The 25,242-nt window shown below is 74.1% G+C and carries 17 protein-coding genes, 1 tRNA gene and 1 pseudogene; 12 read left to right on the forward strand and 7 right to left on the reverse strand.

Annotated features, from left to right (window positions below; all coding sequences use genetic code 11):
- Positions 1-233 precede the first annotated feature (233 nt).
- On the forward strand, positions 234-1,751 hold the full coding sequence (locus tag KSK32_RS01170; RefSeq protein WP_256451492.1) for a recombinase family protein: 1,518 nt from the start codon (positions 234-236) through the stop codon (positions 1,749-1,751).
- 2 nt (positions 1,752-1,753) lie between these two features.
- Here the strand turns inward: KSK32_RS01170 and KSK32_RS01175 are convergent.
- Positions 1,754-1,837 (reverse strand) — tRNA-Leu (locus KSK32_RS01175).
- 200 nt (positions 1,838-2,037) lie between these two features.
- Here KSK32_RS01175 and KSK32_RS34875 point away from each other — a divergent pair.
- The 7 genes and pseudogenes from KSK32_RS34875 to KSK32_RS01205 all read left to right on the forward strand — a co-directional run bounded on the left by KSK32_RS34875 (position 2,038) and on the right by KSK32_RS01205 (position 12,843).
- Positions 2,038-4,221: a tetratricopeptide repeat protein gene (locus KSK32_RS34875; RefSeq protein WP_374226686.1), complete on the forward strand. Its 2,184-nt coding sequence runs from the start codon at positions 2,038-2,040 to the stop codon at positions 4,219-4,221.
- A gap of 511 nt (positions 4,222-4,732) precedes the next feature.
- Positions 4,733-5,461 carry a fibronectin type III domain-containing protein gene (locus KSK32_RS34880; RefSeq protein ID WP_216928036.1) on the forward strand — a complete coding sequence of 243 codons (729 nt, stop codon included), beginning with the start codon at positions 4,733-4,735 and terminating at the stop codon, positions 5,459-5,461.
- A 206-nt stretch (positions 5,462-5,667) separates the two neighbouring features.
- Positions 5,668-8,232, forward strand: a complete 2,565-nt coding sequence (locus KSK32_RS01190) for a fibronectin type III domain-containing protein (protein WP_216935676.1) — start codon at positions 5,668-5,670, stop codon at positions 8,230-8,232.
- Between the two features lie 183 nt (positions 8,233-8,415).
- Positions 8,416-8,729, forward strand: a pseudogene (locus KSK32_RS33145) (AAA family ATPase); the annotation flags it as partial.
- 9 nt (positions 8,730-8,738) lie between these two features.
- Complete coding sequence (locus tag KSK32_RS33150) at positions 8,739-9,248, forward strand: AAA family ATPase (RefSeq protein ID WP_374226738.1); 510 nt, start codon at positions 8,739-8,741, stop codon at positions 9,246-9,248.
- Positions 9,249-9,250: 2 nt separating this feature from the next.
- On the forward strand, positions 9,251-10,405 hold the full coding sequence (locus KSK32_RS01200; RefSeq protein ID WP_216928037.1) for a DUF58 domain-containing protein: 1,155 nt from the start codon (positions 9,251-9,253) through the stop codon (positions 10,403-10,405).
- A 35-nt stretch (positions 10,406-10,440) separates the two neighbouring features.
- The gene (locus KSK32_RS01205; RefSeq protein ID WP_374226739.1) at positions 10,441-12,843 is read left to right on the forward strand and encodes a transglutaminaseTgpA domain-containing protein; all 2,403 of its coding nucleotides are present in this window, start codon (positions 10,441-10,443) and stop codon (positions 12,841-12,843) included.
- 34 nt (positions 12,844-12,877) lie between these two features.
- Here KSK32_RS01205 and KSK32_RS01210 read toward each other — a convergent pair whose 3' ends face one another.
- Positions 12,878-13,678 (reverse strand): SDR family oxidoreductase, encoded by an 801-nt coding sequence (locus KSK32_RS01210; RefSeq protein ID WP_216928039.1) that lies wholly within the window; start codon positions 13,676-13,678, stop codon positions 12,878-12,880.
- A 1-nt stretch (position 13,679) separates the two neighbouring features.
- Complete coding sequence (locus tag KSK32_RS01215) at positions 13,680-14,654, reverse strand: LLM class F420-dependent oxidoreductase (RefSeq protein ID WP_216935679.1); 975 nt, start codon at positions 14,652-14,654, stop codon at positions 13,680-13,682.
- A 144-nt stretch (positions 14,655-14,798) separates the two neighbouring features.
- On the opposite strand from KSK32_RS01215, the gene KSK32_RS01220 reads away from it, so the two are divergent.
- A complete protein-coding gene (locus KSK32_RS01220) occupies positions 14,799-16,010 on the forward strand; it encodes a low temperature requirement protein A (protein WP_216928040.1) in 1,212 nt (403 codons plus the stop codon).
- A gap of 46 nt (positions 16,011-16,056) precedes the next feature.
- Positions 16,057-16,896, forward strand: a complete 840-nt coding sequence (locus tag KSK32_RS01225) for a DUF1028 domain-containing protein (RefSeq protein ID WP_216928041.1) — start codon at positions 16,057-16,059, stop codon at positions 16,894-16,896.
- 4 nt (positions 16,897-16,900) lie between these two features.
- Here KSK32_RS01225 and KSK32_RS01230 read toward each other — a convergent pair whose 3' ends face one another.
- Together KSK32_RS01230 and KSK32_RS01235 are read right to left on the reverse strand one after the other, a co-directional pair.
- Positions 16,901-17,572 (reverse strand): maleylpyruvate isomerase N-terminal domain-containing protein, encoded by a 672-nt coding sequence (locus KSK32_RS01230; protein ID WP_216928042.1) that lies wholly within the window; start codon positions 17,570-17,572, stop codon positions 16,901-16,903.
- A 6-nt stretch (positions 17,573-17,578) separates the two neighbouring features.
- Positions 17,579-18,460, reverse strand: coding sequence for a phosphatase PAP2 family protein (locus KSK32_RS01235; protein WP_216928043.1), 882 nt, complete (start codon positions 18,458-18,460; stop codon positions 17,579-17,581).
- A gap of 93 nt (positions 18,461-18,553) precedes the next feature.
- Between KSK32_RS01235 and KSK32_RS01240 the strand changes: the two genes are divergently transcribed.
- Positions 18,554-19,243, forward strand: coding sequence for a DUF3159 domain-containing protein (locus KSK32_RS01240; RefSeq protein WP_216928044.1), 690 nt, complete (start codon positions 18,554-18,556; stop codon positions 19,241-19,243).
- A 288-nt stretch (positions 19,244-19,531) separates the two neighbouring features.
- Here KSK32_RS01240 and KSK32_RS01245 read toward each other — a convergent pair whose 3' ends face one another.
- The gene (locus KSK32_RS01245; protein ID WP_216935687.1) at positions 19,532-22,429 is read right to left on the reverse strand and encodes a glycoside hydrolase family 48 protein; all 2,898 of its coding nucleotides are present in this window, start codon (positions 22,427-22,429) and stop codon (positions 19,532-19,534) included.
- 857 nt (positions 22,430-23,286) lie between these two features.
- Between KSK32_RS01245 and KSK32_RS01250 the strand changes: the two genes are divergently transcribed.
- A complete protein-coding gene (locus KSK32_RS01250) occupies positions 23,287-24,780 on the forward strand; it encodes a GH1 family beta-glucosidase (RefSeq protein WP_216928045.1) in 1,494 nt (497 codons plus the stop codon).
- Positions 24,781-24,826: 46 nt separating this feature from the next.
- On the opposite strand, the gene KSK32_RS01255 is transcribed toward KSK32_RS01250, so the two are convergent.
- Complete coding sequence (locus KSK32_RS01255; RefSeq protein WP_216935689.1) at positions 24,827-25,240, reverse strand: roadblock/LC7 domain-containing protein; 414 nt, start codon at positions 25,238-25,240, stop codon at positions 24,827-24,829.
- Positions 25,241-25,242: the final 2 nt, after the last annotated feature.

Here is a 25,242-nt window from a genome sequence, read left to right on the forward strand (position 1 = left end):
CCACGGTCTAGGTCCGTTCGTCGCCAACTCGAGGGAACGATACCTCGTCGACACCTTCCCGACGGTTATTTGACCCTTGCCACGCTGCGCCGCATGGCGCTGTGCATGAGCCGCGCCGCCTAGAGACTATCCATATCACCCGAAAGGATGACCGACCGGCACGAGTCGCCCGAGGCCCCTTACTCTGGGTGTGGGAACCAGGACGGGGTTGACGCACCGATCGTGGGGGTCCTATGGCGACGAGGGCGACGGCAAACCCGGGACGGAGCACTCTTTCGGCCTGGGCCGCCGGGCAGCGGAAGCTACGGCCACAACGGTTCACCCCGTCCGCGGACGGAATTCGGTTCGCGTTCTACGGCCGGATGTCCACCGTCGAGTTTCAGGATCGGGCGTCGTCGTGCCGGTGGCAGCGTAACTACGCCGGCGACCTGGTCGCCGGTCATGGCCGGATCGTGGTGGAGTTTTTCGACGAGGGCGTCTCCCGCCGAGTGCCCTGGCCGGACCGGCCGCAGGCGGCACGGCTGCTCGCCGCGGTGACGGACGCGGCACGCGGTTTCGACGCGATCGTCGTCGGTGAGTACGAGCGCGCCTTCCACGGCCAGCAGCTTGAACAGTTGACTCCCACCTTGCTCAGGCACGGCGTGCAGTTGTGGCTACCGGAAACCTACGGGCCGGTGGACTTCGACAACCCCCGACAGTTGGCGTTGCTGGACCTACTCGGCGTGCACTCCCAGCGGGAGGTGTCCCGAGCCCGGCATCGCACCGCCGCGGCCATGCGCGCTCAGGCAGAGTTGCAGGGCCGACACCTCGGCGGCCGGCCACCCTACGGCTACCGGCTCGCCGACGCCGGCCCTCATCCGAACCGCGCCCACGCCGCCTGGGGACGACGCCTGCACCGTTTGGAACCCGACCCCGCCACCGCACCCCACGTCCGGTGGATCTTCGAGCAGCGGCTCGCCGGCCGGAGCGTGGCCAATATGGCCCGCGCCCTCAACGACAACGGCGTCCCGTGCCCGTCCAGCGCCGACCCAGCGCGTAACCCCCACCGCAGCGGCCGCCAATGGATGCTCACCACTGTCGCGGCGATCCTGGCCAACCCCCGTTACACCGGGCGGCAGGTCTGGAACCGTCAACGCACCGACCGTGATGCCCTCCCTGACAAGGGAACCTTCGATCGACACCACGAGATCCAACGGTGGAGCGCCTCAACTGACTGGGTCATCTCCCGCGAGATCGCGCATACTCCGCTGGTCAGCGAAGAACGCTTCGTCGCCGTCCAGGCAATCCACACCGCGCCGACCCCAGCCGACGGCATCCCCCGCTGCTATGTGTTAGCCGGAGTGATCTGCTGCGGCGTGTGCGGCCGAATCATGGACTCCCACTGGGTCCACGACCGACCCGGCTACCGATGCCGACACGGCAACACCAGCACCCGACCCACCTCATCGAGACGACAGAAGACCTTCTACGTCCGAGAGGACCATCTCCTGGACAGGATTCGACACGACCGCGGGCTACACCGTCGCCATCCCGCACTGCGCAGCCCCGACCCGGAAAAGCTGGCCGCCTACCTACGCACCAACAACATGATCATCGTGTGTGACCACCACGCGTGGACCATCGAAGCCGAGACCGCGATCTACCCGCTCACCCCGGCGGCGAGCTTCCTCGCCACGACAGCAAAGATCCCCGCCCAACGGGACGGGGATTGCTCGAAACGCGAAGAGAAATCACGCTTCGTGGGGAAATAATGTGTCCGAGGGGGGACTTGAACCCCCACGCCCTATACGGGCACTAGCACCTCAAGCTAGCGCGTCTGCCATTCCGCCACCCGGACCTGCACGTACCAGCCTACCCGGTCGACCAATGTGAGCTACTCACCGCATCGGTCGGCCCGGCGGGCCGCACGGGGCATTACTGTACACGGCCCAGAACGATCATGCACATCAGCTCCAGCGCGGCACGTTTGCGCAGGTCAGCGGCCACAACGATCGGGTGGGTAGCGCGCAACAGGCGATTCCGGGCAGCATTGCTCACGTGTCCCACCCCTCCCCGTTGATCGCCACTCAACACCAGGCCCTCGCGCTGCGCGCCGCGGGTGACCTGACAAGCGCCCGCCGCCTGCTCGCCGACGCGATCGTCGCGGCCCGCCCGGCGTACGGCGAGGACCACCAGGACGTCCTGGCCACCGGACACCTGCTGGCCCGGCTGCACCGCGAGGCCGACGACCCGGCCGCCGCCCGGCGCGTACTCGAAGAGGCTTACGCGGCCGGCGAGCGCCGCCGCGGCGAGGCCGACCCGCTGATGCTCGCGCTCAGCTTCGACCTCGCCGGGGTGGCCGAGGAACTGGGCAACCGGCACGAGGCCCGCCGCAACTACAGCCGCGTGGCCACCGCCGGGTCCGCCGTGCTCGGTCCGGACCACCCCGCGGTACGCGCAGCCCGCCAGTACCTCGGCGGCTCCGCCGCCGCTCCCGCGGGCTATGGCCCCTCCCCCGGCGGCTCCGCCGCCGCTGCCGGACCGCACCCCGCCCCACCCGGATACCCGAATGCGGGCCGTCCCGGGCACCCTCATCCGTCAGTGCCCGGACATGCCGATCCAGCGCTGCCCGGGAGCCCCGGCCCGGTCCGGCCCGGCCGACCCGGTCCCGTCTCCTCCGGGTACCCCGGGCACGGCGTGTCCGAGCCCACCGTCTCGCTGCGGGCGATCACACCGCCGCACCCGCACGCCCCCGCTCCGCCCCGGCCCGTCGCCCCGGGTGCGCCCGCCGCGCATCCGCCGGTACCCGGTTCACAGTGGGCTCCCCGCCCGGGCCCGGCACCGCACGCGCCCCACGCCGGGAAGCCACCTCAGTCCGCGCCGATCATTCCTCCGCCCCCGGTGCCGCCTGCCCCGCCGCACCACCCTTCCCCCGCCGGGGGGAACGGACCCGCGAGTCCGTGGGCGCCGCCCTCGCCGGCTGCCTCAGAGGCGACGACCCGGTTCGCGCCCATCACGGAAGAGGCCACCTCCCGGTTCCCGGTAGTGCCCGTCGAACCCACCGCACCGGCGATGCCGCCGACTGCCGGGGCCGCCCCGAAGGCTCCCGGCGTCCGCCCGGCACCCCCGGCCCACGGTGTCACCCCGGTTCCGCCCGCTCCGGGCGTGACCGCGGTTCCACCAGCCGCCCCAGGCGCCATCCCGCTTCCGCCGGGAACGTACGGTCGCCCGGCCGCCGCTCCCGGCGTGACGCCGGTGCCAACCCGCGCTCCGATTGCCGCACCCCAACACCCGGCGACCTCCGGCACGTCCGCGCCCCCGCCGACCCCCGGAGTCCCGGCCGCAACGCCGGCAACACCGCGAACGCCGGGAACGCCGGGAACGCCGACGACGGCACCGACGGCCGGTGTGCCGATGCCCGCGAGGCCGATCGTGCCTCCGATGCCGGGCCCGGCGTCCTCGGCCGCCGCAGCGCATGTCCCGCCCGTCTCGGCGCCGTCCGCCCCCGCACGTCCGGTCCCGCCACCACCGGCACCGATCGTGGCCGGTACGCCTCCGCTCCCGCCTCCGCCGGTCATCCCGGCCCCGCCCGCAGCGCCGGTCGTCGAGACGCCGCCCTCCACCGGAGGCACCTCGCCGACGTCGCGGACGCCAGCTGAGGGAGTCCTGCCACCGCCTCCGCCGACCGTCCTGCCGCCGGCGCCGCGCGTCCCGTCGCCGGCGAGTGGTGTCCTGCCACCACCGCCGGCCGTTCCGGTCGTCCCGCCGGTCACCCCACCGGCGTCGACCCCGTCCGTCCCGGGCACCACTGCGGGCTCGACGGTGCCTCCGGTGGCGGAATCCGTGCCGACCGCTGCCACCTCGGCGGCACCCACCTCGGCCCCCGTGGCGCCCCGACCGGCGCCGGCCCAACCGGCGACACCGACGACCGAGACCGTCCCCGCTCCCCCGCGTCCCGACACGGACCGGGCGGCCGATGCCGAAACGGGCGTACCCAGCGCCGCTACCACGCCGCCCGTCCCCGGTGGACCGGGCTGGGACAAGCCGACGATTCAGGTGCAGCAGATCGGCCCGCTGCTGGAAGAGGAGGCGGAGCGCAACGCAAAGGCAGCGCGCGACGCTTCGGCGAAGCCCGCAGCGACCGCCTCCACCGGTGAACCCCGGTCAGCGCACCACCGGCCAGCGAATCCCCTGCTAACCGGCCTTCCGCCGGCCCATCCCCGGCCGGCTCATCCGAGATGATCGCGCCCGCGGCGAGCGCACCGCCGGTGAGCACGTCCCCGGTCAGCGGACCGCCGGTGAGCCCGTCGGGTACGAGTGGGGGCGGCTCGGATGGTGCACCGATCACCGACGCCACCGTGAGGGTGAGGCAGCCGGGCACCCTCTCCGCAGGTGCGTCGGGCACCCTCGGTACGCCCGACACCGGTGCACCTCCGGCAGGCGGAGCACCGCTGCCCACCGCACCCCACATCAGCGCGCCGCCCACCGGCGCCGCGCCCGTCGACCCAGCACCCGTCAGCGGCCCTCCCGGACGGCCGGTCAGCGGACCGGCCGGATACCCGGTCAGCGGACCGGCCGGGTACCCGGTCAGCGGGGTTCCGGTGAGCGGCTACCCGCCACCGGTCAGCGCGCCGCCCGCCGGGCACCCACCGGTGAGCGCTCCCCCGGGACCTATCCACCACCCGTCAGCGGACCGCCCGCGGCACCGGTCAGCGCCGCACCGGTCAGCGGTTCCTCCGTACCGCCCTGGGGCATGGTCGCGCCGCCGTGGAGCAGCGCCGCCCCGTCCCAGCCGGTCGACCGGCCCACCGACCCGGAGCCGGACGACGACGAACCGGTGCCCGCCGACGCGACGGGCGAACCGGAGCCGCACGCGCCGGAGCCGAACCGGCCGATGACGATCTACGAGGATCTGCTGGACTTTCCCGAGTCCACACGACCGGAGCCGCCGGCCCAGCCGGAGCAGAGCACCTGGCCGGCGACCCCGCCGATGTTCCACCAGCCGCCGGCCGCGTACTCCGATGCGGAGGAACCGGCGCACGGCCGCAACCGGACGGTGCTGGCCCTGGTGGTCGGGGGTGCGGTGCTCGCGGTGATCGCGGCGGTCGGTGTCGGCGCGGTGGTGCTGAACCGGGAGGCGGCGGCGCCGCCTGCCCCGGTGCCCGCGTCCGGCGCCGCGTCGCCGAAGGTCGCCGGGCCGCCGCCGGGTGACCTGAAGCTGCGCGACGACGCCACCACAGTGACGGTGACCTGGACCGACCCGACGAACGGCGGGGTGCCGTTCGTGGTGGCGGGTGGCCGGGCCGGGCAGAAGCTCGGGGTGATGGCGACTGTGGACGCCGGACAGACCCGGTACACGGTGAACGGCCTGAGCGCGAAGCTGGACTACTGCTTCACGGTGCTGGCGGTCTACTCGACCGACTCGTACGCCACCTCGGGTCAGGTCTGCACGGACCGGGAGGGCGGCGGCGCGCCGGACTGAGCGTCCACGGACGACACGCTCGGTGTCCACAGGAGGACGGTGCGGGTTTCCCCGGCTCCGGGCGGCACCTATGATGGCTCCCGGCTCTGGGGAGGGTCGGCCGCGCTCGGCGTCGCTCCCCCACCGACACGGGGAGGCAGCCGGCAGTGACCACCATCGAGGACGTCACGGGCACCGGGCCGGAGCAGGCTCGCCCACGGTCGCGGATGCGCGGCGGGCTGGTCACCATCGGCACGGTGGCCGCGCTGCTGGCCGCGATGGGTCTGACGGTGCTCGGGCTGGGCGCGGCCGACAACGCGGTGGCGAGCTTCGACGCGTCCTCCTGGTTGTGGAGCACCACCCGCAGCGAGCTGGCCCGGGTCAACGGCGTCACCGCGCGGGTGGACACCCGGATGGAGGTGCCGGGCGGGCGGCGGCACCAGATGCAGGTGGTGCAGACCGACCGGTTGCTGATCCTGCGCGACCTCAACACCGGACGGGTCAGCTCGCTGGACCTGGCGACGTTGCAGATCACCGCGACCACGCCGACCGCGCCGGGGCTCGGGGTGAGCGTGGCGCTGCACGAGGATGCGGCGTTCGTGGTGGACGCGGTGCAGGGCATCGTCCGGCAGCTCGACCCGCGGGCGCTGACGCCGGTGGGCGAGCCGGTCCGATACCCGCCGGGCATCACCGGCGGCACGTTCGACGGCGCCGGCAAACTGTGGATCGCGGTTCCCAGCGAGGGCACCGTCTCGGCGGTCACCGCGGCCGAGCTGCCGGAGACGCCCGGCGAGGCGCCGCCCGCCGGGCTGAGCCCGAAGCGGGTCGAGACGTACGACGTGGCCGAGCCGGCGCACGAGCTGGTGGTGTCCACGCTGGACGAGGGCGTGGCGGTGTTGGACCGCACCTCGGCGTCGCTGGTGACGGTGGTGGGCGGGCAGACCCGGCGGGCGCAGCTGAGCATGACCGCGCCGGGGCACCTGCCGACGCGTACCAGCGGGCCGCAGGTGCCGGTCACGGTTCCCGGTGACCGGTCGGTGCACGTGGTGCGGGACAGCCGCGAGGTGAAGCGGTTCACGGTGCCCGGCACCGGCGCCCGGCTGAGCCCGGCGGTGGCCTGGGCGGACCGGTTCTACTGCGCCGACGAGAACACCGGCACCGTGTACGCCTTCGACGCCGAGGGTCAGCTCGTGCAGACCGTCAAGGGTTCCGGCCGGCCCGGCCCGGTCGAGCTGGAGGTGCGCGAGAACCATCTGTTCATCAACCCGCCGGACTCGTCCACCGCGCAGGTGGTCGACGACCGCAACCAGGTACGCGAGGTCGACAAGTACGCCAACGACGTGCTCGGTGGCGACCCGCCGCCGGTGGCCCCGCCGCCGCCCCCGCCGAAGAAGCCCAAGGTCGGCAAGCCGGGTGCGCCGAAGTCGGTGACCGCCGCCGCCGGTGACGCGTCGGCGCGGGTGAGCTGGCAGGCCGCCGCGTCCAACGGCGCCGAGATCACCCGGTACGTGGTGGAGGGCGCCGGTCAGACCCACCAGGTCGGCGCGAACCAGCGTGCACTGGAGATCACCGGTCTGACGAACGGTGAGACGTACACGTTCTCGGTGCACGCGGTGAACGCCAAGGGCGAGGGGCCGGCGCGGCGCAGCAACCCGGTGGTGCCGACCGCCGAGGTGCCGGACCCGCCGGCGTCGGTGACCGCCGAGGCGCGGCCGGACGGCACGGTGCGGGTGAGCTGGCCCGAGGCCGACGGCCAGGGCAACACGATCGCGAAGTACGCGGTGACGGCGACCTCGGCGGGCGCGAGCGCGCCGGCCGGCGAGTCGGCGAAGACGGAGCTGGTGGTGCCGGCCGGGCAACTGGAGTACGGCACGCAGTACGCGTTCACGGTGACCGCGGTGAGCGACAAGGGCGCCGGGTCGAAGGCGTCGCCGGTGAGCAACACGGTGGTGCCGTTCACCACGCCGAAGGCGCCGACGGAGCTGCGCGCGTCCACTGTCGCCGACCAGCCGGGCACGATCGCGGTGCAGTGGTCCCCGGCGGCGGACAACGGCCGCCCGGTGACGATGTACGTGGTGGAGGCGGCCGGGAAGTCCGTCGAGGTGACCGACGTGCGGGCCACCGTCGGTGGGTTGGGCAACGGGCAGAACGTGACGGTGAAGGTCAAGGCGGTGAACGAGGCCGGTCCCGGGCCGGAGGCGAGCACCACCGCACGAACGGTGGCCGAGCCCCGGATCACGGTGACCGGCTCGTCGGCGGACGCCACGTCGGTGACAGTGACATTCACTGTGGACGCGGGCGGTGGGCGCGCCTCCTGCACGGCGGCGACCGGCGGGAAGACGGCGACCGGCAGTTGTTCCAGCCTGCGGGTGACCGGGCTGGCGCCGGGCACCGCGTACACGGTGACGCTGACCGCGTCGAACGCCGCCGGCAAGGGCACCGCTTCGCGCGCGCAGACCACCGCCCCGGTGTACGGCGTCGCCACCTGCAAGAACGGTCCGGACGGCGACCAGCGGACGTACTGCGACAGGGATGTACCGGGCCGCAACGGCAACGAGATCTTCGAGATCCCCCGGCAGGACAACGAACGGCAGGCGGGCTGGGTTCCGGACGGCCGGCGGCTGCGCACGTACTGCAAGGTGAAGGGCGAGGACGTGGACGCCTGGATCTACAACAACAACAAGCAGAGCACCTGGTGGGTCCAGGTGGAGTACAAGGGCAAGACGTACATCCCGTGGGCCTGGCTCAACCTGGAGGGCGGCGACGACCTCGACGTCCTGCCCACCTGCTGACCGCACCCGAGAGGCGCATCCGTGAACACGCACGAACCGCTGAGCCAGCCGGAGGTGCAGGGCTTCGCCGCCCTGGCCGCCCGGCTGGCCGACAACGTCAACGCGGTCGTGCTGGGTAAGCCGCAGGTGGTGCGGCTGGCGCTCACCGCGCTGTTCGCGCAGGGGCACGTGCTGCTGGAGGACGTGCCGGGCGTCGGCAAGACCACGCTGGCGCGGGCGATCGCGGCGACGGTGAAGGGACAGTGGCGGCGGATCCAGTTCACGCCGGACCTGCTCCCCTCCGACGTGTCAGGGGTGACCATCTTCAACCAGGCCAGCCGGGGCTTCGAGTTCCACCCGGGCCGGTGTTCGCCAACATCGTTATCGCCGACGAGATCAACCGGGCGTCGCCGAAGACCCAGTCGGCGCTGCTGGAGGTGATGGAGGAGCGGACCGTCACCGTGGACGGCGTCCGGCACCCGGTGCCGCAGCCGTTCCTGGTGGTGGCCACGCAGAACCCGGTGGAGATGGACGGTACGTACCGGCTGCCCGAGGCCCAGCTCGACCGGTTCCTGGTGAAGCTGTCGGTCGGCTACCCGGACGAGGCGGTCGAGGTGGAGGTGCTGCGCGGCGCCACGGTCCGCTCCCCCGACTCGCTGACCGCCGTCACCGACACCGCCACCGTCGGCGAGATGGTGAAGATGGCCCGGCGGGTGCACATCGCCGAGCCGCTCTACGCGTACGCGGTGCGGCTCGCCGCGGCGACGCGTACCCATCCGCAGGTGCGCGTTGGGGTGAGCCCGCGGGGGGTGATCGCGCTGACCCGCGCGGCGTGCGCGTACGCGCTGATCGACGGCCGGGGGTGGATCATGCCGGAGGACCTGAAGGCGCTGGTCGAGCCGGTGTTCGCGCACCGGCTGCTGCTCACCCCGGACGCGCAGGTGCGTGGTGTGACGCCCGCCGAGGTGCTGCGCCAGGCGGTCGGTTCGGTGCCGGTGCCGCTGCCGTCGGGCCAGGTCGCAACGGTGCACGGCTGAGCGTGGGGATCACCGCCCGTGGCATCGGGCTGCTCGTCGCCGCCCTGGTGCTGCTCGGCGTGGGGTTCCGGTACGCGTACCCGGAACTGACTGTGCTCGGTGCGGCGGCCGGCGTGGCGGTCGGCTACGCCGTGGTGAACGCGGCCTGGCGGCCCCGGCTGAGCGTCGACCGGCGGGCCGACCCGGACCGGGTGGCCCGGGGCGAGCCGGCGGCGATGGAGCTGACGGTACGCAACACCGGCCGGTTGCGGGCGGCGAACCTGGTGGCCGAGGACCGCTGCGCGGGCGCGCTGGTGCCGGTGCCGCTGCTGCGGTTGCGCCCGGGCCGGGACACTGTGGTGCGGTACGACGTGCCGACGCATCGGCGTGGGGTGGTGCCGGTGGGGCCGCTGCGGGTGGTGCGCCGGGATCCGCTGGGGCTGGTGGCGCTCGCGCGCGGTTACGGCGGCACGGTGCCGGTGTGGGTGCACCCGCGCATCCACCCGCTCTCCGCGGTGCCCACGGGTGCCGGGCGCAGCCTGGACGGGCGCACCGACAGCGTGCCGCACGGGTCGATCACGTTCGACTCGCTGCGGGAGTACGTGGTGGGCGACGAGTTGCGCCGCGTGCACTGGCGCACCAGCGCCCGGGTGGGTGAGCTGATGGTACGGGAGAACGTGGACACCAGCCTGCCGCGCCTGGTGGTGGTGCTGGACAACCGCGCGCCCGCGTACCCGGACCGGGCCGGTGGTGTCGCGGAGTTCTTCGAGGCGGCGTGCGAGGCGGCGGCGTCCGTGGTGGCCGCCGCGATGCGGGAGGGCCTGCCGGTGCAGCTCCTGCTCGTCGTACCGGCCGAGGTGGAGCCCGCGGGCGCGGCCGGGCCGCTGGACCGGCTCGCAGCGGTGGAGCTGACGGACGCCGGGCCGGACGTGCTGCCCGCCGCGACCGGGCGGCTGCGCCGGGACCGGCTCGGCGACACGCTCGTCTTCCTGACCGGGCCGGGTGGCCGCGACGACCTGGGGCACGTCGGCGCGCTGCGCGGCGCGTACCCCTCGGTGGTGGTCGGGATGTTCGGCGCGGACGGGCCGACGGCGGCCGGCGCGGCGGGCCTCACGGTCCTGGACGCGGCCGACGGCGCGGCGTTCGCCGCCGAGTGGGACGGGGTCCGCCGGTGGTGACGCCGCCGCGGGCCGAGGCGGCGGCGGACGGGCGCGTGGCCCGGGCGCTGCGGGCCGCGCCGGTCCCGGCCGCGCTGGTCGTGCTGGTCGCGCTCTCCGGCGTGGTGCTGGGCCGGGTGTACGCGGATCCGCTGCTGACCCGGCTCGTGGCCGGTGCGGCAGCCGGGTCGGTTCTGGTCGGCGTGGCCGCCCGGCGGCTGCCGTCCTGGCTGGTGGCGCCGCTGTCGGTGGCCGCGCTGGCCGGATGGACGCTGCTGTCGCTGCGGCTGGCCGCCGCGCATGCGGCGCTGCCGGGCGGGCTCGGCGAGGTGGCCGCCGACGCCGCCCGGAACGCGATCCCCCGGCTGCTCACCGCGATGATCCCGGTCGAACCGGCCCCGGACACGGTGCTGGTCCCGGTGGTCGCGGCGTGGCTGGCCGGGCTGACCGCCGCCGAGGTGGCGCTGCGGGCCGGGCGGGTGCTGCTGGGCTACCTGCCGCCGGCGCTGCTCTACGCCGGCGCGCTCTACGTGGTCGGGCCGAACGCGGATCCGGCGATCGGCCCGACGGTGCTGTTCGCCGCGGTCGCCGCGGCCGGCCTGGCGACCCCCCGGCGCCAGTCCGGCCCGGCGCCCGATCCGGTCGCCGGTCTCACCCCTGCGGTACGCGCGGCGGTGCGGCTGCGGATGGTGGCGGCGAGCGCGGCCGGGCTGGCCGTGGTGGTGGCGCTGGCGGCGCTGCTCGCCCCGGTGGTGGCCGCCCAGGTCGACGAGCGGCCGGTCGACCCGCGCCGCTACGTGGAGCCGCCCCGGGTGGAGTCGCTCGACGAGAACCCGCTGATCCGGATCTCCGGGTGGGCGCTGAACCCGGACCAGCGGCTGCTCGACGTGCGCACGACCGGGGGCACGTCCGGGGACGGGCCGCCACGGATCCGGCTGGCGGTGCTCAGCGACTACGACGGCGTGACCTGGCGGGTCGGCGCCACGTACCGCAACGCGGGGCGGATCCTGCCCGCCATCGAGCCGGCTCCGGGCGCGGCCACCGACGAGGTGCGCCAGGAGATCACGGTCGCTGACCTGACCGGACGGCTGCTGCCGGCCGTGCCCACGCCGCGCGAGGTGACCGGCGCGCGGGTGGCGTACGACCCGGCGACCGGGACGCTGATCCGCCCGGAGGGGCTCGCGCCGGGCCTGCGGTACGAGGTGTCGTCGGTGCGGGAGCGCCCGGACGCGAACCTGCTGAGCACGGCTAATGTGCCCGCCGGTGACGAGGTGGCCCGGGTGCTGCGGGTGGCCGACGGGGCGCCGGAGCCGCTGCGAAGGCTCGCCACCCAGCTCGCCGAGTCGAACGGCGCCCCGTACGCGCGCGCCGACGCGATCGCCACGTTCCTCGCCGAGCACTACCGGGTGACAGCCGACGCGCCCAGCGGGCACGCGTACCCGAACCTGGCGTTCTTCCTGTTCGGACCGCGCAACGGCGGCGGTCAGCGGGGTACCTCGGAGCAGTTCGCCGCCGCGTTCGCGGTGCTCGGCCGCCTCACCGGCCTGCCCACCCGGGTGGTGGTCGGGTTCGAGCCCGAGGGCGACGGGCCGGTGCGGGCCGCCGACGCGTACGCCTGGCCGGAGGTGCTGTTCGACGGCGTCGGGTGGGTGCCGTTCGACCCGATGCCCCGTCCTGATGAGGAGCCCCGCCCGGTGGAGGAGGACTTCCGGCCGCAGCCGGAGGATCCGCCGCCGTCGGAGGTGCCGGCACCCACCGAGGAGCCGAGCGCCACGCCCCCGGCCGCCGCCAGCGCACCCGGCCGGACCGAGGGCGGGCTCGGCACGCCCGTGCTGGTCGGTGGCGGTGTCGGTGGCCTGCTGCTGGTGGTCGGGGCGGTACTGGCGGCCCTCGTGGCGATGCGCCGTCGGCTGACCCGCTCCCGGCTGGACGCCGCCGACCCGGGCGAGCGGGTCGCTGGTGCGTGGCGGGAGATGACCGACGCGCTGCGGCTGGCCGGGCACCCGGTCGGGCCGGACCTGGCGGCGGCGGAAGTCGCCGAGCGGGCCCGCCGGACGCTCGCCGAAGCGCGCGCGGCGCAGCCGTCGCACGCCGCCGAAGGCACGGGCCCGGCCGGGACGGCACAGGACAGCCGACCGACGGACCGGGCCGGGACGGCACAGGCCGGCGGCCCCGTCGACCAGTCCGGGACACCGCACGGCAGCGAGCGATCGAACCGGGCTGGCACCACGCCTGCGGGCGGACCCGGGGAGCAGGGCGTCGCGGTGGAAACCGACGTCACCGAACTGGCGGGCCTGATGAACCAGGTCGCGTTCGCCCCGAGCAGCGTCGACCCGGTCCAGGCCGGGCGGGCCGCGGCGGTGGCCGCCGGTTACGTCGCGGCGCTACGGGCGGCACGGTCCTGGTGGGGACGGCTGCGGTGGGCGGTTCACCCGGGGCCGCTACGGTGGCGCCGCTGACCGGACGGCCCGCGACATGCCGCGACGGGCGGGTTCAACGGTCGGCGGCGCGCAGCTTCCGGACGAGCTTGCGCACCCCGGCCTGCCAGCCGTCCGGGTCCTCGGCGCGGCGGCGGGCGTAGTCGGCCACCTCCGGGTGCGGCAGGATCAGGAACCGCTCCTCGGCCAGCCCGGCGACGACCGCGTCGGCGACCTGGTCCGGGGTGAGGATCGTCCCGGACGCGGCGATCACCCGGGCGCCCAGGTGCCCCTCGGCGAGGCCGTCGGCGAGCATCGGGGTGTCCACACCCTGCGGGCACAGCGCGCTGACCCGGATGCCGGCGTCCCGGTAGGTGATCGCCAGCCACTCGGCGAGACCGACGGCGGCGTGCTTGGTGGTGGTGTACGGGGCGTCTCCCACCGCCGTGAGCACACCCGCCGCCGAGCAGGTGAGCAGCAGGTGTCCCTGGCCCCGGCTGAGCATCCCCGGCAGCACCGCGCGGGCGCCGTGCAGGTGCCCCAGCACGTTCACCCGCCAGGCCCGGTCCCAGTCCGCGTCGGGCGCGTCGATGCCGCCGCCGGTGGCCACGCCGGCGTTGGCACAGAACAGGTCGATCCGGCCGTGGCGGCGCTCGGTCTCCTCGACGAGCGCGCGTACCGCCGCCTCGTCGGTGACGTCGAGCCCGACGCCGCTCGCCACCGGGCCGATCGCCTCGGCGGCGGCGCGGGCCGCGTCGGCGTCCAGGTCGGCCAGGACGACGGCGGCGGCGCCCTCGGCGGCGAACCGGCGGCCCAGCGCCGCCCCGATCCCGCCGGCCCCGCCGGTGATCACCACCACCCGGTCGGTCAGGTTCATCTCAGGCCACCTCTCCGGGGGCGAGCCGGGGCAGCAGATCCATCCAGGCCGCCGCGCCGCCCCCGGTGATCTCAGGAGTGGGCAGCACCGCCAGCACCGGCACGTCGACGCCGTTGCCGGCGTACCGGCGGACGGCGGCCACGCACTGCTCGGGCGAGCCGTGCAGCACCAGCGCGTCGACCACCTCGTCCGGTACGGCTGCGGAGGCGCCCTTCCGGTCCCCGGCCGCCCACGCCTGCCACATCGGGCCGAGCGAGTCCTGGCGGCCCAGCCACCTGTGGAAGGCGGCGTACGCGGGCACCGTGAGGTAGCCGGTGATCATGCGGCGGCCCAGTGCGCGGGCGTAGGCGACGTCCTCGGTGGGGCAGACGAAGATGCGGGCGGCGACCTCGAAGCCGGGCCGGCGCTCGCCCACCTCGGCGAGCGCGGTCGGCACGTCGTCGGCGGCCAGCCAGTTCAGGATCACCCCGTCGGCCTCGGCGGCGGCCAGGCGCAGCATCCCGGGGCGCAGCGCGGCCAGCAGGACCGGCGGCGGCACGCTGGGTGGGCGCTCCAGCGTGAACCGCCGGACCGCGAACGTGTCGAACGCACCGTCGACTGTCTCGCCGCGCACCGCCGCTCGCAGGAACCGCAGCACGTCCCGGGTGCGCTTGAACGGCTCGTCGTATCCGACCGCGTTCCAGTCGCGCACCACCACCGGCGACGAGGCGCCGACGCCGAGCGCGAACCGGCCCGGCGCGGCCTCGGCCAGCGCGGCGGCGCTCATCGCGAGCAGACCCGGTCCCCGGGTGAACACCGGCGTGATCGCGGTCCCGAGCCGCAGCCGCGGCGACCACGCGGCGGCCAGCGCCAGCGGGGTGAACGCGTCCGTGCCCGCCACCTCCGACGACCAGACGTCGGTGAACCCGGCGTCGTCCAGAGCCGCGTAGACCGCGGCGTGGTCGGCGAGCGGGATGCCGCCCAGCGGCACGGTCATGCCCCATCGGTTCGTCACCCGTCGATGGTGCCCGTCCGGCACCGCCGGGAGCAAGATCCAGGCGGAATAGGGTGATCTGCGCCGAGGCGCCGGGAAAGAGTGTTACGACTGCCGCATGAGTCGGACCGGGGACGGGGCCCGGCGGTGAGGGCCGCCGAACCGGCCGCGCTGCGCAGCTCCGGTGGCGGGCCCGACCGGGCCACGTTCCTGGAGCTCTTCTTCGACCTGGTGTACGTGTTCGCGCTGACCCGGATCTCGGCGCGCGCCTTCGAGGACCTGGCGGTGCAGGGCGGGCAGACCGGCTGGGCGGCGGTGACCGGCGGCGGCAAGACCCTGCTGTTGCTGCTCGCGCTCTGGGCCGTCTGGCAGGGCACGGCGTGGACCACCAGCCGCTACGACCCGCACCACCTGTGGTTGCAGGTCATCGTGGTCACCGCGCTGATGTCGGCGATGGTGATGGGGGTGGCGGTACCGCGCGCGTTCAGCCACAGCGGCCTGGTCTTCGCCGTCGCGTACGTGGTGGCGCAGGTGAGCCGGCCGGCGATCCTCGTGCTGGTGCTGCACAACCAGCAGTACCGCCGGCTCAAGCTGCGCATGCTGATCACGTTCGGCGCCACGGGCGTGCTCTGGCTGGCCGGCGCGCTGCTGCCGGGCGGTGCGCGGATGGTGTTGTGGACGACGGCGCTGCTGCTGGAATACCTCGCCGCCCGGTTCGGCTGGCCGGTGCCGGGGCTGGGCCGCTCCACGGTGTCGAGGTGGGACATCCACGGCGAGCACCTGGCCGAGCGCTACCAGCAGATCTTCCTGATCGCGCTCGGTGAGACGATCCTGCTCGCCGGCCTGTCGTTCACCCGCGCCCCCACGAGCCGGGGCATGGTCGCCGCGTTCGCCGTCGCGCTCGCGACCTCGGTGCTGCTGTGGCGGATCTACGTGCAACGGGCCGGGCAGATCCTGGGCGAGGCGGTGACCCGGGCCGCGCACCCGGCCACCATCGGCCGGTCCGCCGCAGACACCCACCTGGTCATGGTGATCGGGGTGGTCGCCACCGCGATCGGCTACGAACTGGTCATCGAGCATCCGCTCGGCCACAACGAGCTGCCCTGGCTGGCCATGATCCTCGGCGGGCCGGCGGTGTTCCTGGCCGGCCGGGCCCGCTTCGAGTACGAGGTGTTCGGCCGGGTCTCCCCGTCCCGGCCGGTGGGGATCGCCGCGCTGCTGCTGCCCGTACCGCTGCTGCTGCGCCTCGCACCGCTCGTCGCGGCGATCCTGGCCGCGGTGGTCCTGGCGGCGGTGGCGGTGGCCGACGCCCGCCGCGCCTGGGGCCGCCCGCCCGAGCAGGCGGCGACACCGTTCTGACCGGCGACGCCGGTGCCGGACGCCGCACCCGGGCTACGATCCGCGCGTGACCTTCTCGCTCGTCGCCCGCTCCGTCGACGGGCGCCTGTACGGCGTCGCGGTGGCCAGCCGGTTCCTCGCCGCCGGGGCGCTGGTGCCGGCGGCCGAGGCACTGGTGGGCGCGGTCGCCACCCAGGCGCACGCCAACCTCGCCTACCGGGCGCAGGCGCTCGCGCTGCTGCGTACCGGCGTCACCGCAACCGACGCGGTGGCCGGGCTCGTGGCCGCCGATCCCGGCCGCGACGACCGGCAGCTCGCCGTCGTCGGGGCGACCGGCGACGGGGCCACCTGGACCGGGCCGCGCTGCCATCCGTGGGCCGGCGGGCAGGCCGGCGACGGGTGGGCCGCGCAGGGCAACATCCTGACCGGCCCGCAGGTGATCGACGCCCTGCGCGACGCCTGGCTGGCCGGCGACGAGCTGCCGTTCCCGCAGCGCCTGCTGGCCGCGCTCACCGCCGGTGACCGGGCCGGCGGTGACCGGCGTGGCCGGCAGAGCGCCGCGATGCTGGTGGTGCAGCGTCACGGCGGCTACGCCGGCACCGGCGACGAGCTGGTGGACCTCCGCGTGGACGACCACGCCGACCCGGTCGCCGAGCTGGGCCGTCTGCTCGGCATCCACCACATGCTGTTCGGCCGCCCCGACCCGGCCACGCTGCGTGACCTCACCGGTCCCCTCGCGGCCGAGGTGGCGGAGCTGCTCGCCACCACCGGTCATCCGGTCGGCCCGGCCGGCCTGGACGACGCGCTGGCGGCCTGGACCGGCCTGGAGAACCTGGAGGAACGCTTCGTGCCCGGCCGGATCGACCCGATCGTGCTGGAGCACCTGCGGCAGTGCGCGGGGCGCTGAGAGGTCAGCCGCCGAAGGCCAGCCGGCCGATGCCGGCCCGGGTCAGCTCGGCGTGCTCTTCGCCGGTCAGCGGCAGCCGCCCGGTGGCCTTGCGCAGCACGGTGAGCGCGTCCCAGCCCAGTCCCGGCGGTACCGGCGCGCCTCCGGTGAGCACGCCGGCCACCACGTCCGCGGCGGCCGGGGTCAGCCACGGCGGCCGGTCCAGCGCGTCGGCCAGGTCCAGGCCGTGCACCGCGACCTCCACCACCCGGGTACGCAGGAACTCCGGCAGCGCCATCGCGTCACCGTGCCGGGTGCGTACCACCCGGCCGGGCGGCGCGGCGGCGACCGCCTCGTCGGTGGCGCGCCAGGCCCGCCCGAACTCCCCGGCCACATCGGCCGCGCCCGGGTGCTCCCGGGCCGCCCGGCGTGCCGAGTCGACGCGGTCCCGGTCGACCGGCGGGCTGAACTTGGCCGCGCCGAAGTAGGCGGCGGCCTCGACCTCGGCCCGGAGCGGCGCGGGTTCGGCGAGCATCCCGGCCAGCCGCCCGGCTCCGGTGCTCACGTGCGCGATCAGATCCCGCACCCGCCAGGGCGGGCACGGGGTGGGCCGGTCCAGCACCGCGTCGTCCAGGTCGCGCAGCACCCGTTCCAGGCGTTCGCACTCGGCCCGGAACGCCGCCCGTACGGTCCGCACCGGCGGTCAGCCCTTCCAGCGGGGCACCAGCCGGTGCACCACGACCAGCACCAGCGCGGCCACCACGGCGATCGTGCCGGCGATGCCGGCCGCGCTGCCCGCGTACCCGACGAACAGCGGACGGCGGCCGAGCGCCTCGACGGGGACGGTGGAGCGGTCGACCAGCCAGGACAGCGCCACCGCGGAGGCCAGCAGGGCCACCATGCCGATGCCGCCGAGCACGGCGCCGGCCACCCGGTGCGCGTCGCCCGGCTCCACCACCGCCTGCTCCCGCTGGAAGAACAGCAGCACCAGCCCCGCGGCCGCGGCCCACGCGCCGACCACCAGGTACGCGGCGACCGCGTCACTGGGCCGGTGCCAGCCGGCGGAGAGCGTGGCGACGCCCGCGGCGGCGGCGTACCCGGCGCCGACGAACGCCCCGGCGACCCGCAGCTTGCGCGGCAGCACCAGGATCAGCGCGACCGCGACCGAGGCCGCCACGGCGGTGTGCCCGCTGGGCAGGCTGTTGCCGGCGGCCGCACGTTCCGGGTCGATACCGAAGTCGGGACGGACCAGGTAGTACTTGAGCAGTTGAGTGGTCACGTTGGCGCCGGCGATCAGCAGCGTCGCGGTGACGGCGAGCGCCTTTCGCCCACGGATCAGCGCGATGAAGCCGATCACGGTGGTCGCGGCCAGCAGCGACACCACCGACATGGCGTTGAGGATCGTGTCCACCGGACCGTCGATGCGATCCTGGCCGATCCGGTTGCCGGTGAGCGCCACCGTGTCCAGCCACTGGCCCAGTTCGGTGTGCACGGCGAAGCGCCACACCAGCCCGAACGCGGCTGTCTGGATGAGGGCCAGTACGACCAACCAGACCGCCGTCCAACCCCTCGCCGTCTCCCGCACCCGGACAACTTAGCGGTAGGCCCGCTCCGGCGCGCGGCGGAGCGCCATCGGCGGCGGCGTACGGTGAGGCGGGCGATTTCGAGGAGGTGGCGCGTGACCGGCACGCCGCAGCGGCAACCGGACGACGGGCCGCGGCCGGAGTCACTGGCCGACCTGCTCGGCGGCCGGCGCGGGGCGGTGGACGCGACGCTTCCCCCGCTGGCGTTCGGGCTCGGCTGGGTGCTCGGCGGGCTGGGCGGCGGCGTGCTCGCGGCGGTGCTGACCGGCACGGCGGTGGCCGGCTGGCGGTGGCGGCGCGGCGACCGGCCCCGCTCGGTGCTGGTGGGGCTGCTCGCGGTCTGTGTGGCAGCGCTCATCGCGTTGCGCACCGGCCGGGCCGCCGACTTCTTCCTGCTCCAGATCGCCGCCAACACGGCGAGCGCGCTCGCCTGGGCGGTGAGCATCCTGGTGCGGTGGCCGCTGCTGGGTGTGGTGGTCGGCACCGCGCTGGGCCAGCGGACCCGGTGGCGGCGCGACCCGGCGCTGCTGCGGGCGTACGGCCGGGCCAGCTGGGTGTGGGCCGCCACCTACGTGCTGCGGGTCGCGGTGTTCATCCCGCTGTGGCTGTACGGGCAGGTGGTCGCGCTGACCGTGGCGCGGGCGGCGCTGACCTGGCCGGTGATCGCGGCGGCGCTGGCCGGAAGCTGGGTGGTGATCCGGCGCTCGCTGCCGACCGGGCATCCGGGGCTGCGGCACCCGGTGGACCCGGCGGACACGGAGGGTGCCGCCGCGCGCACAGAATAATGGAGAGGCCGCCACGGGGGGAGCGGCCTCTCCGTCAATTACGGTACTCCGTCCAGCGCCCGGATGTGATCCCGTGGACCGCTGAATTTTCCGTGCCTTTTCGCGCCATGGGTCGTCGCCGGGCGGAGTGGTGAGCCGGCCGGTCCGCTGCGTCGGCCGGACGGCCGGCCCACCCGGCCTGACCGTGGGCGTCAGGCCGTCCGCCGACCCGCCCGCTCCGTTCCCCCATCGGCCGGGTCGGCCTCCTCCGCGGGCGGGCTCTCACCCGCCCGCGGAGGAGGGGTCACCTCACCCCTGCGGGAAGTAGGTGCCGTAGTCGGCGTACGCCATGGCGACGTCCGCCTGCGCCCAGAACCGGTGGTAGTTGAAGACCGGTTCGGGACCGCCGTCCAGGTACGCCTGCACCTTCGGCCAGTCCGGGTCGTTCTTGTAGAACGACCGGATGTCCAGGAAGCTCTTGCCCGGGGCGATCACGTCGCCGTTGGGCATCTTCCCGGTCCAGCCGCTGGGGACGTAGAGACCCTGACCGTCGGCGGCGTTGTAGACGTCGTCGAAGCGCCGGTAGTCGCCGCGCTTCTCCGGCGTCGAGACGCCCTTGCTGTCGGCGGACGCCGAGAGCGCGTCCAGCAGGCCCTTGGCGGTGTTCTTCGCCGCGGTGTCGCCGGACTTGGCCGCGTACGCGATGAGCGTGCGGGCGTAGGCGCCGGCGACGCCGACGTCCTGGCCCTTGACGGTCACCTCGACGTGCAGGTTGGTGTTCGGCTGCGGGCTGCTCGGGTTCCAGTTGGCCGGCTGGCCGGTCCACTTCATGTCCGACGGGATCGACCAGTCGGCACCGATCGTGGTGTTGGCGATGGCCCACGGCACCCACTTGTCCAGCAGCGCCTTGGCCTTCGCGTTGCCGGTCTCCAGGTACAGCTCGGCGATGCGCTGCATCGACCAGGCCTGCATGCCGAACCACTGGTTCGACGGCGGGTCGTTGTAGACCGGGTCGACGTCGTAGTACATGCCGTAGAAGGTGGCGGTGCCGGCCGGCGGCTGGGCGTAGCTGCCGTCCCAGCTGTTGGTGGCGCCACCGGCGATGCCGCCCTCGGCGGACTGGAGCCAGGTGTAGAACTCCAGCTGCCGGTCGAGGCTCTTCTGCCAGTCGGAGACCGCGGTCGGCGACTTCGGCTTCAGCTCCGCGACGTTGGTCATGGCCCAGGCCGCGAACGGGTTCTGGTAGCCGAAGTGGTTGTGGCTGGAGCCGATCCGCCACGACCAGTTCTGGCCGGCCTCGTACGCGCCACCCCAGGCGTAGTACCAGGAGAGCAGGTAGTGCGCCGAGTCACGGCCGCTGCCGGCCGGGCAGGTGCTCGCCCCGACGCAGTTGCCGATCTTCTTGAAGTACTTGTCGAACAGCGCGTAGCGCAGGTAGTCGCCCATCTTGGCGGCCTTGGCCACGGTGGCCGCCACGTCGGCCTGCTTGCCCTGCGCCTTGGCCCAGGTCAGCGCCCAGTAGGCGGCCTGGACGGCACGCGCGTCGGCGTCCGGGGCGTTCGTGTACTTCCACTGCTTGGCCGGGGCGCTGGACTCCTTGACGAACAGGTCCAGGTAGCCGTTCGGGCCGCCGTGCTTGAACGTGTCGCAGGACGGCTGCGGCACGGTCTCCCACACCGACTCCTGGGTGCCCCGCTGGAACGTGTTGATGTACGCGGGCCGCGTGGTGCCGTCGCCGCAGCGGCCGAAGCCGTAGGTGTTGTCCACGTCGAGCAGCCAGTGCATGCCGTAGATGTCACCGGTGCCGTAGGTGGACTGCAGCTCCGAGCGCAGCGGGTCCTGGCCGACCGGGACGCTGGCCTCCAACGCCGAGGGGTACTGGCTGGGCAGGTTGTGCTCGGCCGCGTACTGCGGCGTGCCGGGCGAGCCGGCGGTGGCCTGGTCGGCGTGCGACGGAATGATGTACTTTTCCATCACCGTCCAGGCGTTGTTGAACGGGGCCCAGTTCTGGGTGACCCGGCCGTACTGCGCCTCCAGCCAGAGCCAGAAGCTGAACGCCTCCGAGGTGGTCTCGTGGCCGTGGTCGGGCGCCTCGACGATGAGCGTCTCGATCGAGTGGTACGGCACGCCCTCGGGGCTGAAGTAGCCCGAGTTCTTGATCTTCCCGTACTGGTCGAGGAACTTCTTGATGTAGGCGTTGTCGCCGCCGGGGGTGTCGTTGTCCGCCTCGGTGGCGATGACGGAGATCGGGGCGTAGCCGGTGGCCGACGCGCTGACCGTGGCGGTGCCGCCGACCGTGTCGGAGTCCTCCGCGGCGGAGACCGTGGCGGTGACGCCGGTGCTCCAGTTGGTCGAGGTGAGCGTCAGCGAGGCCGGCGACACGGTGATGTCGCTGTCGCCGGTGACGGCGAGGGTCACCGGCACGCCGGCGGTGGGTGCCGCGCTGAGCGTGTACCGGACCGTGGCGCTGCCGCCCTCGGCGACGGTGACCGCCGACGGGCTGGCGACCAGCTTCGGCCCGCTCGCCGCGGTCACTGTGAACGACTTCTCCGAGACCGCCGTGCCGCCCGCGTTGTCGTACGCCTTGGCCTGCACGGTGTAGCTGCCGGCCGGCAGATCGAGCAGGTCGTAGCCGTACGGCGCGGTGGTGTCGGTGTTGACCAGCAGGCCGTTGCGGTAGAACTCGACCTTGCTGATCGTCCCGTCGGCGTCGCTCGCGGTCGCGGTCAGCGGGACGTCCGCCGGCGCCTCGAACGGGCCGGACGGCACGCTCAGCGACACCGTCGGCGGCTGGTTGGTCTGAGCGCCGTTGCAGGCGACCCCGTTGAGGGTGAACGCGGTGGGCTTCGGGTTGCTGCCGCTGTAGCTGCCGTTGAAACCGATGCTCGTGGACGCGCCGGTGGGCAGGCTGCCGTTCCACGACTCGTTCGTCGCGGTGACCTCGCTGCCGGACTGGCTCCACTTGGCCGACCAGCCCTGGGTCACGCGCTGGCTGCTGTTCGGGAAGGCGAACTTCAGCGACCAGTTGTTCAGCGCGTCGCCCAGGTTCTTGATGGTGACGTTGGCGGTGAACCCGTTGTTCCAGTCGGTCGTCGCATATGTCACGTCGCAGGCGGGCGCGGCCTGGGCGGCGCCCGCAGGCAGGGCCACCCCGCCTATGACGAGGGCGGTGGCGGCGACCATCGCCGTACGGCGACGTCTGGCCAGAAGTCTCATGTGGGCGGTGTCTCCTCGGACCGGGCCGGGACCTCGGGGCCCCGGCAGGGCGCCTCCACGCGCCGACGGGGCGTACGCGGGGGGACGGAGGCGTCCGGAAAGGTGGTCGTCCCGGCCGTGCCGGGGATCGGGGCGCCGCACCGGTTCGTCACCGGGTGCCCTCGGCGGCCCGCGCTCGCGTTCACTGGCTCCGCGTGGCGTGACGAGAGTGTGACATGGAAGCGCTCCCACCACAACGGCCAGCGCACATACGCGCTTCCATGTTTCGATCTCGTTTAGGGGCTTTTCCAAAGCCGTGACGGGCGTTACAGTCGCAGCATCGCCGATGGGAGCGCTTCCATCGACGAAGATGCAAGTACTGGATCGCCGGGTACACCCGTGCCCGGCGCGTCGACCCCGAGGCCGACGGCGGACCAGCCCGGACGCCGCCGCCGGCCGTCACCCGCCAGACGGAGGGAGGTGGAACCAGAGCCACTCGCGTGGCCCGGCTCCCGCGCGACGCGCACGACGGACGCCAATTCCACTTCGTGCGTGTGTGCACCATCGGTGGGGACGGGGGTTGCCCTCCCCCGTCCCCACACTAAACCCCCGTTGTCGACGGCAAAAGAGGCCGACGGGACAGGCGTGACACGCCACCCGGACGGCCTTTCTCGCTATCCACCCCACCCCTCGCCGCTCACGCCGCCGCGCGCGACGCTCCCGAGCGACGCCCCCGCCCACCCCACGTTCCGGCCGCCCGCCGGCCGCGCCGCGCCCTCGCCGCGACCGCCGGATCGGGGCCGGCCGCCCCTGGCTATGCTGGGAGCGCTCCCGGCCCAGGGCGGCCCGTCACTCCGAGGAGAAACCTCATGTCGTTACTCACCCGACGGCGCCTGCTCCGCCGCGCCGCCCTGTCCGCGACAGCGGCCGGCGCGGCCCGGTCCGGGCTCGCCGGCGCCACCGCGGCCGGGACCGCCGCGTCGACAGTCGCGCTCAACGGCTGCGACAGCCCGCCCGAGCGCACCACCGCCTCGGAGCCGGACCGCGGGCTGCGCTTCCCGGACGGCTTCGCCTGGGGCGCGGCGACCTCGGCCTACCAGATCGAGGGGGCCGCGAAGGAGGACGGGCGGGGTGAGTCCGTCTGGGACACCTTCAGCCACACGCCGGGCCGGATCCGCAACGGCGACACCGGCGACGTCGCGGCCGACCACTACCACCGGTACGCGCAGGACCTGGACCTGATGCGCGACCTGGGGCTGCGCAGCTACCGGTTCTCCATCTCCTGGCCCCGCATCCAGGCCGACGGCTCCGGCCGCCCCAACCAGCGCGGCCTCGACTTCTACCGCCGCCTGGTGGACGGACTGCACGAACGCGACATCGCGCCGATGGCCACGCTGTTCCACTGGGACCTCCCCCAGGCCCTGCAGGACACCGGCGGCTGGGAGAACCGGGACACCGCCGAGCGCTTCGCCGAGTACGCCGACGCGGTGTTCCGCGCCCTCGGCGACCGGGTGCCGGTCTGGCTGACCATCAACGAGCCGAAGACGGTGGTGCAGAACGGCTACATCTGGGGCCACCACGCGCCGGGCATCCGCGACGAGGACGCGGCGTACCTGGTCGCCCACCACCTCCAGCTCGCGCACGGCCTCGCCGTGCAGGCGCTCCGCGCATCCGGCCCCACCGGGCGGATCGGCCCGGCGCTCAACCTGCACCCCTGCTACCCGGCCGACGACTCCGCCGAGTCGGCCGCCGCGACCCGGCTCTACGACGGCTACGAGAACCGCCTCTACCTCGACTCGATCTTCAAGGGCGCGTACCCGCAGGACGTGCTGGACGACCTCGGCCCGGACAGCCGGATGGTCCGCGGCGTCCGGGACGGCGACCTGAAGATCATCTCCAGCCCGGTCGACCTGCTCGCCGTGCAGTACTACACGCCGATCTACGTCACCGGCGACGGCGGCACGGTCCCCAAGTGGCCCACCTCCGAGGCGGAGTGGCAGCAGATCTACCCGGAGGGCATGTACGACATCCTGACCCGGGTCACCCGCGACTACGGCCGGGTGCCGATCACCATCACCGAGAACGGCCTGCCCTGTCCGGACGTGCCCGGCCCGGACGGCACCGTCGACGACGCCGGGCGGGTCACCTTCCTGCGTGACCACTTCGCCGCCGCGCACCGGGCCGTCGGCGACGGGGTGCCGCTGGAGAGCTACCACGTCTGGTCGCTGCTCGACAACTTCGAGTGGGCCGAGGGGTACGAGCAGCGCTGGGGCCTGGTCTACGTGGACTACGCGAGCCAGCGCCGGGTGCTCAAGCGCAGCGCCCACTGGTACCGCGACGTGATCCGCCGCAACGGCCTGTAGGCCACAGTTGCCCGGCCGGCGCGACGCCGGCCGGGCACCGGCCACCTCAGCGCGGCAGCGCCTGCTGGAGTTCGGCGCGCAGCGCCGGGGTGAGCATCTCGCCCGCCTGCTTGGCCAGCCGCGCCATCTCGTAGCCGACCACGCCGATGTCGGCGTCCGTCCCGGCCAGCGTCGCCAGGATCGAGCCGTCCCGGATCTGCATCACCAGGAAGTAGCCACGCCCCATCTCGACCACCGTCTGCTTGACGACGTCACCGTCGAACATCTGGGCCGCACCGGCGGTGATGCTCATCAGGCCGGAGGTCACCGCGGCGAGCTTGTCCGCGTGGTCGCGCGGCAGGTGCGCCGAGATCGCCACCAGGAGGCCGTCGGAGGACACCACCACCGCGTGCGCCACCCCCGGAACCCGCTCGGCGAACGCGTTCACCAGCCAGCTCAGGTCGCGTGCCTCCTGGCTCAACG

It is taken from the genome of Micromonospora sp. WMMB482 (assembly GCF_019038635.1).
Classification (GTDB): Bacteria; Actinomycetota; Actinomycetes; order Mycobacteriales; family Micromonosporaceae; genus Micromonospora; species Micromonospora marina.

Bases quoted from the DNA above. Each gene is read 5' to 3' on its own strand.
- KSK32_RS01170 (WP_256451492.1), top strand. From the start codon at position 234: ATGGCGACGAGGGCGACGGCAAACCCGGGACGGAGCACTCTTTCGGCC.
- KSK32_RS34880 (WP_216928036.1), top strand. From the start codon at position 4,733: ATGGTCGCGCCGCCGTGGAGCAGCGCCGCCCCGTCCCAGCCGGTCGAC.
- KSK32_RS01190 (WP_216935676.1), top strand. From the start codon at position 5,668: ATGCGCGGCGGGCTGGTCACCATCGGCACGGTGGCCGCGCTGCTGGCC.
- KSK32_RS33150 (WP_374226738.1), top strand. From the start codon at position 8,739: ATGGACGGTACGTACCGGCTGCCCGAGGCCCAGCTCGACCGGTTCCTG.
- KSK32_RS01210 (WP_216928039.1), bottom strand. From the start codon at position 13,678: ATGAACCTGACCGACCGGGTGGTGGTGATCACCGGCGGGGCCGGCGGG.
- KSK32_RS01215 (WP_216935679.1), bottom strand. From the start codon at position 14,654: ATGACCGTGCCGCTGGGCGGCATCCCGCTCGCCGACCACGCCGCGGTC.
- KSK32_RS01250 (WP_216928045.1), top strand. From the start codon at position 23,287: ATGTCGTTACTCACCCGACGGCGCCTGCTCCGCCGCGCCGCCCTGTCC.